This is a genomic window from Frankia gtarii, from assembly GCF_025403375.1.
GTDB classification, from domain to species: Bacteria; Actinomycetota; Actinomycetes; order Frankiales; family Frankiaceae; genus Frankia; species Frankia gtarii.
Window position 1 is genome coordinate 1 of the sequence record NZ_JAMPTM010000278.1, and the last position, 8,680, is coordinate 8,680.

The following is an 8,680-nucleotide window of genomic DNA, read 5'->3' on the forward strand; positions in this document are numbered from 1 at the left end:
GTCCCTCACCAGCCGGCCCTCCCTCGGGAGGCAGCGCCGGTGGCAACTCGCGGGCGCCTGCGACGACCGCCCACCAGGCGGCGGCGTCGACGGCGCGGCGGACGATCGGTCCGGGGACGGTCAGGCCGGCGCGGTCGGGGCCGGGGAAGCGGCCGCTGGTCGGCTTGAGACCGACCACCCCGCACCAGGCCGCGGGGATGCGGGTGGAGCCGGCGCCGTCGCCGGCGGTCGCGAGGGGTACGACCCCGCTGGCGACGGCGACCGCCGAGCCGGCCGACGAGCCACCGGGCACCCGATCGGGTCGCCACGGGTTCGCCGTCGGGCCACGGGCGGTGTGGCCCCAGGTCTGCCAGGGATGCGCCGCGGCGACCGGCACCGCCGTCGTCCCGATCACGATGGCCCCCGCGGCGAGCAGCCGGCGGGTCGTGGGTGCCGTGACGCCGCTGCCCGCCTTGACCGCGATCGGCACGCCGGCCAGCGGCAGCTGTGCGCCGCGGGCGAGCGCCCGGCCGACCACGCCGGCCCGGTGCGCGGCCCAGGCCGGCCAGCAGGCGGTGAAGGCCCGCAACACGCCATCGGTCTGCCGCAGCCGGGCCAGGGCCGCCTCGACCGGGGCCGACGGGGCGATCAGCCCGGCGCTGACCAGCGCGGCCAGCTCGGTGGCGCCGAACGCCGGGTAGTCATGGAGCACCCGGGTAGTCATGGAGCACCCGTTTCACCGACCCGTACGGTACGGACACGCCGAGGGCGGCCACCCATCCGGCATGCTGTCATGGTGAGCATCCTGACCGGCGCCGAGGCCACGGGCACGCAGTCCGACCCGTGGCCAGCCCCGACCGCGCAGCGCCCCGTGACGGCCGTCGTTCCGGTACCGGGCGCGAAGTCCGGCACGAACCGGGCGCTTGTTCTCGCTGCCCTGGCGAACGGGCCGTCCCGGCTGCGCGGCGCCCTGCGCTCGCGGGACACCCTGCTGATGGCCGGCGTGCTGCGCACGCTGGGTGCTGAGGTCAGTACCGACGGCCCGGACTGGGTGGTGCGGCCCGCGCCGTCCCCGCGGGTCGCCACCGGCGCGCGGGCCGAGTGCGGCAACGCGGGCACAGTCGCCCGGTTCACCCCGGCCCTGGCCACCCTGCGCGAGGGCGACGTCGAGTTCGACGGCGACGCCCGCATGCGCGACCGGCCGCTCACCCCGCTGCTCGGCGCGCTGCGCCGGCTCGGCGCCGACATCGACGGGGACCGGATGCCCTTCACCGTGCGCGGCCGCGGCCGGCTGCCCGGTGGCGAGGTCATCGTCGACGCCTCCGACTCCAGCCAGCTCGTCTCCGGACTGCTGCTGGCCGCCCCCCGCTACGACGCCGGGGTCACGGTGATCCACCGCGGGGCGCGCCTGCCGTCGGGCCCCTACCTGGACATGACGGTCGCCGACCTGCGCGCGGCCGGCGCGGTGGTCCAGGTCGCGCCGCCCGACACCGACGGCAGCCGGCGCTGGCGGGTCGAGCCTGGCGAGCTCACCGCCGCCGACCGGGCCATCGAGCCGGACATGAACAGCGCTGCGGCCTTCCTCGCGGCGGCGCTCGCCACCGGGGGGCGGGTGGTGGTGCCGGACTGGCCCGAGGCGACCGAGCAGCCCGGTCGGATGCTCCCCACGCTGCTGGCGGCGATGGGAGCCGTCACCGAGCGCACCGCGGCGGGCCTGGCGGTCAGCGGCGGCGGCGGGATCCACGGAATCGACGTCGACCTCGGCGACTTCGGCGAGGCCGCGCCCGTCCTGACCGCGCTCGCCGCCCTCGCCGACTCGCCTTCCCGCCTGCGCGGCATCGGGCACCTGCGCCTGCAGGAGACCGACCGGCTCGTCGCCCTCGCCCAGGAGCTCGGCCGCCTCGGTGCGCGGATCACGGTGACCGACGACGGGTTGGCGATCGAGCCGGCGCCCCTGCGCGGCGCGCGGCTCGACCCGCGCGCCGACCACCGCCTGGCCATGGCGTACGCGGTGGTGGGCCTGGTCGTGCCGGGGATCGTCATCGACGACATCGCGACGACCGGCAAGACGGTGCCGGACTTCCCCCGCATGTGGACGGCGATGCTGGCCGGATGAGTGGCACGGGTGGCGGGGCGAGTGGCACGGGTGGCCGGATGAACGACGCGGTGTCGCGGGTCGTGGGCTAGCCGATGGCCCGCGAACTGGACGAGGACGACATCCGGGTGCGACCGGGGCGCAGCTCGCGCCCCCGGACCCGGGACCGGCCCGATCATGCCGAGGCGGTGTCGGCGGTGGTGGTCGGGGTCGACCGTGGCCGCTACACCTGCCGGCCGGACCCGACGCCGCAGCGGCTGGTCGCCGCCGTGCGCGGCGGGTCGATGCGCCGCACGTCGGTGGTCGTCGGGGACCGGGTCGCGCTGGTCGGCGACGTCTCGGGGACGTCCGGGGCGCTGGCCCGGCTGGTGCGCCGCGAGGAGCGCACGAGCGTCCTACGGCGCACCCCCGACGACAGCGACCCCGCGGAGCGGCCGATCGTCGCGAACGCCAACATCCTGGTGATTGTCTGTTCGGTGACCGATCCGGCGCCTCGGCCGGGCCTGATCGACCGCTGCCTGGTCGCCGCTTACGACGGCGGGCTGTCCCCGCTGCTGTGCCTGACCAAGACCGACCTGGCCGATCCCGCGTCGCTGATCGAGTTGTACCGGCCGCTGGGATTCCCGGTGCTGACGACCCGTCCAGACAGCGACCTCGACCCGCTGCTGGCGCTGCTGACCGACCGGGTCAGTGTGTTCTTCGGCCACAGCGGGGTCGGCAAGTCCAGTCTGGTCAACCGGCTGGTGCCGGCCGCGGACCGGGCGATCGGCGAGGTCAACGCCGTGACGGGCCGCGGGCGGCACACGTCGTCCGCAGCTGTGGCGCTGCTGCTCCCCCAGGGCGGGACCGTGATCGACACACCGGGGGTGCGGTCGTTCGGCCTCGGCGCGGTGACGCCGAACCGGGTGCTGCGCGCCTTCTCCGACATCGCCGCCGCGGCCGAGCGCTGCCAGCCCGGCTGCGAGCATCTCGCGCCGTCGCCCGACTGCGCCCTGGATTCCGCGGTGCGCACCGGTGACGCTGACGCTGCGCGGCTCGCGAGCCTTCGCCGGTTGTTGGCCGCGCGTGGAACCCCACTTTGAGAATGTGCATCGGGAGATTGGTCACACTCTTCCCGCCACGTGGGGCCCACCGTCCGCGTGACCGACGCGTGAGTGGGCTCGACTCGTAGTCTCGCAAGCGTGACCCCGCCTAACCCCACCTCCGTGGGCATCGAATCGACCGAGGACACCGACGCCGTCCCCGTCGCCGACGATCTCGCGCTCGCGCTGAGTCTTGCGGACGCCGCCGATCGGATTACTCTTTCCCGCTTCCAAGCCGTTGATCTGCACGTCGAATCCAAGCCGGACAACACGCCGGTCTCCGACGCCGACACCGCCGTCGAATCCATGATCCGCGAGCGGCTCGCCGTCGCCCGGCCGGGGGACGCCGTCCTCGGCGAGGAGGAGGGACTCGTCGGTGCGGGCGCCCAGCGGCGCTGGATCCTCGACCCCGTCGACGGGACGAAGAACTTCGTGCGTGGCGTGCCGGTCTGGGGCACTCTGCTCGGCCTCGAGGTGGACGGCGAGATGGTCGTCGGGGTGGCCAGCGCGCCCGCGATGGGCCGACGCTGGTGGGGGGCCCGGGGCACCGGCGCGTTCACCCGGGACGCCACCGGCGACACCCGGGCGCTCAAGGTCTCCTCGGTCAGCCGGCTGGGCGACGCGTTCCTGTCCTTCGCCTCGGTGGAGGGCTGGCGGACCGCGGACCGGCTCGATCAGTTCCTGCACCTGGCCGACCAGGTCTGGCGGACCCGGGGCTACGGCGACTTCTGGTCGCACATGATGGTCGCCGAAGGCGCCGTGGACCTGGCCTGCGAGCCCGAGGTGTCCCTGTGGGACATGGCGGCGCTGCAGGTCATCGTCGAGGAGGCCGGCGGCCGGTTCACCGACCTGACCGGCCGGCGGGGCCCGGGGCACGGCACCGTACTGACGACGAACGGCCACCTGCACGAGGTGGCGCTGCGCTCCTTCACCTCCTGAGGTCCCCCGCGAACCTCCTGAGGCCCCCATGCGGTACCCGCGGAGTTTCACCGGACGGTCCTGATATTCGGATGACGGAAATGAGTGGCGGCCGGTGATCGGCTTCGCGCACCGCGGGGCGCCGGCCCCGTACCAACGGGAGAACACCCTGCCCGCGTTCCGGCGCGCGTTGGCCGGCGGGGCAAGCGGGTTGGAGTCGGACGCCTGGCTGACCGCGGACGGGGTGCCGGTGCTGCACCACGACGGGGTGCTCGGACCGCCCGGCCGGCGGCGACGGATCGGTGATCTGAGCGCCGACCGGCTGCCCGGCTGGGTGCCGACGCTGACCGCGTTCTACGCGGAACTGGGCACGTCGTTCGAGTTCAGCCTGGATCTGAAGGGTCCGCCCGGCGGCTGGGCGGCCACGGCGGCCGCCGTGGTCGCCGTCACCAGGCAGGCGGGCGGCCCTCCGGCGGCCCGGCGGCTGTGGCTGTGCGGGTACCTGCCGGAGCTCGCCGCCTTCCGGGACCGGGACCCTGATGTGCGCCTGGTGAACTCCACGTCGATGCGGACCGTGATGGATGGCGGCGGGGTCAGCGCATACGGCGGACGGCTGCACGCCGCCGGGGTGGCCGCGCTGAACCTACGGACCCGGGAATGGACACCACCGCGGGCGCGGATCGTCGCCGTTCTGCACGATCTGGGTATCGCCGCGTTCGGGTGGGATGCGCAGCGCACAAGCACGCTGACCCGTCTGGCAGGATACGGGCTTGACGCGGTCTACAGCGACCATCTGGCGCGGCTGGTGCGGATCAGCGGTTCCGCCGCGGCATAGCTCTGGACCACCGGCATAGCGCTGGACCGGCGGGTGAGCCGGAAGCAGCACAGGCTGCGCACCAGGCGAATTGGTTGACGAAGCGAACGAAGTCGCCCATTGCGTTGTGCGCAGCGTGACCCGGCTCCGGCGCACTGTCATATCGTCGACAGTTAGGTTAGCTTCAGGTAGCTATAGCAACCATCGACGGAGAGTGGCCACGAAAGATCCGCCGGCCGGTCCAACGGATTGGCCGACAGAAGTGATTACCGCGCGACCAGCACCCGTGGCGACGATGGCTCACCGTGGCACTTTCCTGACGCCGGGATGGTGGGTGACTCCGCTCAGTCCTCCTCCGACTCCTCGGTCTCCCCGGTCTCCTCGGCAACTTTCAGCATCTGCTCCGGAAACCCGGTCCGTCCCGCCACGTGCTCGACGGAGTAACCCTGTCGCACCAGGTCACGAGCCTGCTCCAGCGTCCAGCCCCGCCCGGGGTCAACCCGGCTGACAACCACTTCACTCGCCTGGCGCCGTTCCTGCGGCCAGCTGAGTCGTGCACGGCGTGCCAAGGGTCGACCTCCGAGATTTGAGGACTTTGGTGTTACGCCACCAAGGATAGGCCATATTGACGCCAGCCTGCCCGTTGAACTCCACGATAGCGGGTGGCGACCTGTTAATGCAGACCCGCGCCGAAGACTGTGCATCATCCGAACGCCGGCTGGCCCGAACAGGCGGTCATGCACAAGGTACGAGTGGGCAGGATCTCGGCCGACCCTGGGAACTTCCCGCGACCGAAGAGCGTCGAAGAGCATCGGGGAGAGCGGTTCAGCCGAGAAGTGCAGACCGCATCTGCCCGAGGGCTTCCCGCCGACCCGCCGCTTAGCCGTCCATCCGAGGCCACGCGAGCATAGACCCGAACTTCGCCGCAGCGCGCGGCCCCCAGCCAGGCAGGACCCGCAATGGCTGCATACCGCCCCCCGCGCGAGTCTCGACCGACGGGCGCGCCGGGCACCTGCCGCTCCCCGCCCGCAGCGCCCCAGCGTGGAGCGCCTCAGCCCTGGGGTGCCCCCGAACGGGGGGGCATGGTGGTCACTGCGTTCTCGGTGGCGGCCGGGGTAGCCGTCGCTGGCGGGGGCGGTGTGTCAGGCTGCTCCACCGGCCGGGCGGTTCGCACCTCCCGTCCATGCTCGCGCAGCATCATCCGCCACTGCTGCGGTGAGTGGCTTGCCGGCCTGGTCGTGGCCAGGAAATCCTCAAAAACCCGCCGGAAGCGCACAGGATCGCTGTGATGAGGGAAATGCCCCGCACCGGGAAAGATCTCAAGGCGGCTTCCGGGCATCGCCGCATGCGCGACGCGCGCGTGTTCGACCGGAATCACTGCGTCCCGATCGCCCCAGACGATCAGCGACGGCATGCCGGCGGCCAGATAGCAGCGATCGAGCATCGTGATGGCCTGCCCGTGCGCGTCCACCACGGAACGCAGCGTCCGGAGGAAGGCGGCTCGCGCCGTCGGCACCCCGAGTGAGTCGCAGACATGCAGGATATCCTCGGCGTCCCGGCCTAGATCGGTGTTCAGCAGCCGCAGCGCCCGCAGCCCGGTCCAGCGTGCGAGACGCACTGGCGGAACGCCGATCAGAGACAGCACCGCCCCGGCGCCGGGCAACGCCGCAGCCCGAAGCGCCGGGTGCAGATCCGGCCCCACCCCGCCGGTAGCCACGAGGACCAGCCGCTCGCAGCGTTCCGGGAACTGGTAGGCAAACTGCATGGCGACCCCGCCACCGAGTGAATGCCCGACGACCGTCGCCCGCTCGATGCCGAGCACCGTAAGTAGATCACGCATGCCGCAGGCGTAGCCGGCCACCGAGTAATCGCCGCGAGGCTTTTCCGACTCCCCGTGCCCGAGCAGGTCGGGGGCTATCACCGTATGGCGCCGCGCAAGCTGGGGAATGATCGGCGCCCAGGTGCGGGCGTTGTCCCCGATACCGTGGATCAGTAGCAGCACCGGTCCGCGGCCGACGCGCAGGTAGCAGCGCCGATACCCGTGGACCGTGACGAACCGCGGGGTCAGGCGCGCAGCTCCCGCACTCGGCGCATCGTCGGTCATCGCCACCCCAGGTCAGAACTCGATGTTGCTCATCACATGCTTGATCCTGGTGTAGTCCTCCAAGCCGTACACAGACAGATCCTTGCCATAACCGCTCTTCTTGAATCCGCCGTGCGGCATCTCCGCGACGATCGAGATGTGAGTGTTGATCCATACACAGCCGAAGTCCAGCCGGCGCGCGACCCGCATGGCTCGGCCGTGGTCGCGCGTCCAGACACTGGAGGCCAGGCCGTACTCCACCCCGTTGGCCCAGGCCACCGCGGTGTCCTCCGAGTCGAAACGCTGCATGGTGATGACCGGGCCGAAGACCTCCGACTGGATGAGTTCGTCGTCCTGATGCAGGCCGGCGACGACCGTGGCCGGATAAAAATAACCGGGCCGGTCGAGGGCCGCGCCGCCGGCGAGCACCTCGGCGTGCTCCGGCGCCCGTCGGACGAACCCCCCCACCCGATCGAGCTGGCCGGCGCTGTTCAGCGGGCCGTAGTCGACCTCGGTCTCGTCCGGGGAGCCGGTGGCCGTGCCGCGGGCCGCCTCGGCCAGCGCAGCCGCAAGATCGTCATGGATCCCGGGTGCGGCCAGCACCCTGGTGGCCGCCGTACAGTCCTGGCCGGCGTTGAAGTAGGCGGCGCCGGCGATCTCCGCGGCGACGGCGGCCGGGTCCACATCGTCGAAGACGATGACCGGTGCCTTGCCGCCGAGCTCCAGGTGCACCCGCTTGAGCGAGTCGGCCGCCGCCCGCGCCACCTCCATGCCGGCCCGCACGCTGCCCGTCACCGACACCATCGCCGGCCCCGGGTGCGCGACCAGTGCCCGCCCGGTGTCCCGGTCGCCGCACACGACGTTGAGCACGCCAGGCGGAAGGAACTCCGCGGCGATCTCGGCGAGCAGCAGGCTGGAGGCCGGGGTCGTGTCCGCCGGCTTGAGGATGACCGTGTTGCCCGCCGCGATCGCCGGGGCAATCTTCCACACCGCCATCATCAACGGGTAGTTCCACGGCGTGACCTGCGCGCAGACCCCGATCGGCTCGCGGCGGACATAGCTGGTGTGCCCGGCCAGGTACTCCCCGGCGGCCCGTCCCTCCAACAGGCGCGCGGCGCCGGCGAAGAAGCGGATCTGGTCGGCGGACGGCCCGACTTCCTCGTCCACGGTGAGTTGCAGCGGCTTGCCGGTATTGGCGCTCTCCACCGCGGCGACCTCGCCGGCTCGCTCCTCCAGCGCGTCGGCGAGGCGCAGCAGTGCGCGGGAACGCTCGGACGGGGTGGTGTCGCGCCAGGTCTCGAACGCCGTCGATGCGGCCCGGACGGCGGCGTCGACGTCGGCGGGACCCGAACGCGGAGCCTCGGCGAGCAGCTCGCCGGTCGACGGGTTCAGAATCGACATCGTCGCGCCGTCGGCGGCCGAAACTGAGACACCTTTGATGAAGTTGGCGAAGATCGCATCCATACGTCTCTCCTCGTACTGATCGTCTCCCCGACCGTCTGGTCGCCGGGTATGTCGCCACAACGATTACAATGGTTCCACGAACCACCAGCCACGGATAGCGTGAATAAATGACCGTGGCGCCGCGGAAACACGCTACCCGCGCCCGGCCCAGCCGACTGCGCGCAGCCCTTCGAAAGGCAGGTCGAAACGATGCCGGGCCGCCGCCGCCCCGCCGCCGCAGTCCCCGCCGTCCCGTCCCTGTGGCT

Annotated in this window: 8 protein-coding genes; 4 read left to right on the forward strand and 4 right to left on the reverse strand. The window is 72.3% G+C overall.

The features are described from left to right. Positions 1 to 703 (reverse strand): amidase family protein (locus NBZ83_RS26820; protein WP_261576028.1); only part of this gene is annotated, 703 nt, incomplete at its 3' end. A gap of 69 nt (positions 704 to 772) precedes the next feature. On the opposite strand from NBZ83_RS26820, the gene aroA reads away from it, so the two are divergent. The 4 genes from aroA to NBZ83_RS26840 all read left to right on the forward strand — a co-directional run bounded on the left by aroA (position 773) and on the right by NBZ83_RS26840 (position 4,909). Further along, positions 773 to 2,095 (forward strand): 3-phosphoshikimate 1-carboxyvinyltransferase, encoded by a 1,323-nt coding sequence (gene aroA / locus NBZ83_RS26825; protein ID WP_261564781.1) that lies wholly within the window; start codon positions 773 to 775, stop codon positions 2,093 to 2,095. Between the two features lie 74 nt (positions 2,096 to 2,169). Then, entirely contained in the window at positions 2,170 to 3,156 is a 987-nt protein-coding gene (gene rsgA / locus NBZ83_RS26830) for a ribosome small subunit-dependent GTPase A (protein ID WP_261564782.1), read from the forward strand. Positions 3,157 to 3,255: 99 nt separating this feature from the next. Then, entirely contained in the window at positions 3,256 to 4,095 is an 840-nt protein-coding gene (gene hisN, locus NBZ83_RS26835; protein ID WP_368861915.1) for a histidinol-phosphatase, read from the forward strand. Positions 4,096 to 4,189: 94 nt separating this feature from the next. After that, complete coding sequence (locus NBZ83_RS26840; RefSeq protein ID WP_261576029.1) at positions 4,190 to 4,909, forward strand: glycerophosphodiester phosphodiesterase; 720 nt, start codon at positions 4,190 to 4,192, stop codon at positions 4,907 to 4,909. Positions 4,910 to 5,232: 323 nt separating this feature from the next. Here the strand turns inward: NBZ83_RS26840 and NBZ83_RS26845 are convergent, their stop codons facing one another. The 3 genes from NBZ83_RS26845 to NBZ83_RS26855 form a co-directional block, all read right to left on the reverse strand. Beyond that, positions 5,233 to 5,403 (reverse strand): hypothetical protein, encoded by a 171-nt coding sequence (locus tag NBZ83_RS26845; protein WP_261564786.1) that lies wholly within the window; start codon positions 5,401 to 5,403, stop codon positions 5,233 to 5,235. A gap of 536 nt (positions 5,404 to 5,939) precedes the next feature. Further along, positions 5,940 to 6,992, reverse strand: coding sequence for an alpha/beta fold hydrolase (locus NBZ83_RS26850; protein WP_261564788.1), 1,053 nt, complete (start codon positions 6,990 to 6,992; stop codon positions 5,940 to 5,942). A gap of 12 nt (positions 6,993 to 7,004) precedes the next feature. Beyond that, the gene (locus NBZ83_RS26855) at positions 7,005 to 8,435 is read right to left on the reverse strand and encodes a gamma-aminobutyraldehyde dehydrogenase (protein WP_261564789.1); all 1,431 of its coding nucleotides are present in this window, start codon (positions 8,433 to 8,435) and stop codon (positions 7,005 to 7,007) included. Positions 8,436 to 8,680 lie beyond the last annotated feature (245 nt).

Coding starts and splice junctions, on each gene's coding strand:
- aroA (WP_261564781.1), top strand. CDS start 773: ATGGTGAGCATCCTGACCGGCGCCGAGGCCACGGGCACGCAGTCCGAC.
- rsgA (WP_261564782.1), top strand. CDS start 2,170: ATGGCCCGCGAACTGGACGAGGACGACATCCGGGTGCGACCGGGGCGC.
- NBZ83_RS26850 (WP_261564788.1), bottom strand. CDS start 6,992: ATGACCGACGATGCGCCGAGTGCGGGAGCTGCGCGCCTGACCCCGCGG.
- NBZ83_RS26855 (WP_261564789.1), bottom strand. CDS start 8,435: ATGGATGCGATCTTCGCCAACTTCATCAAAGGTGTCTCAGTTTCGGCC.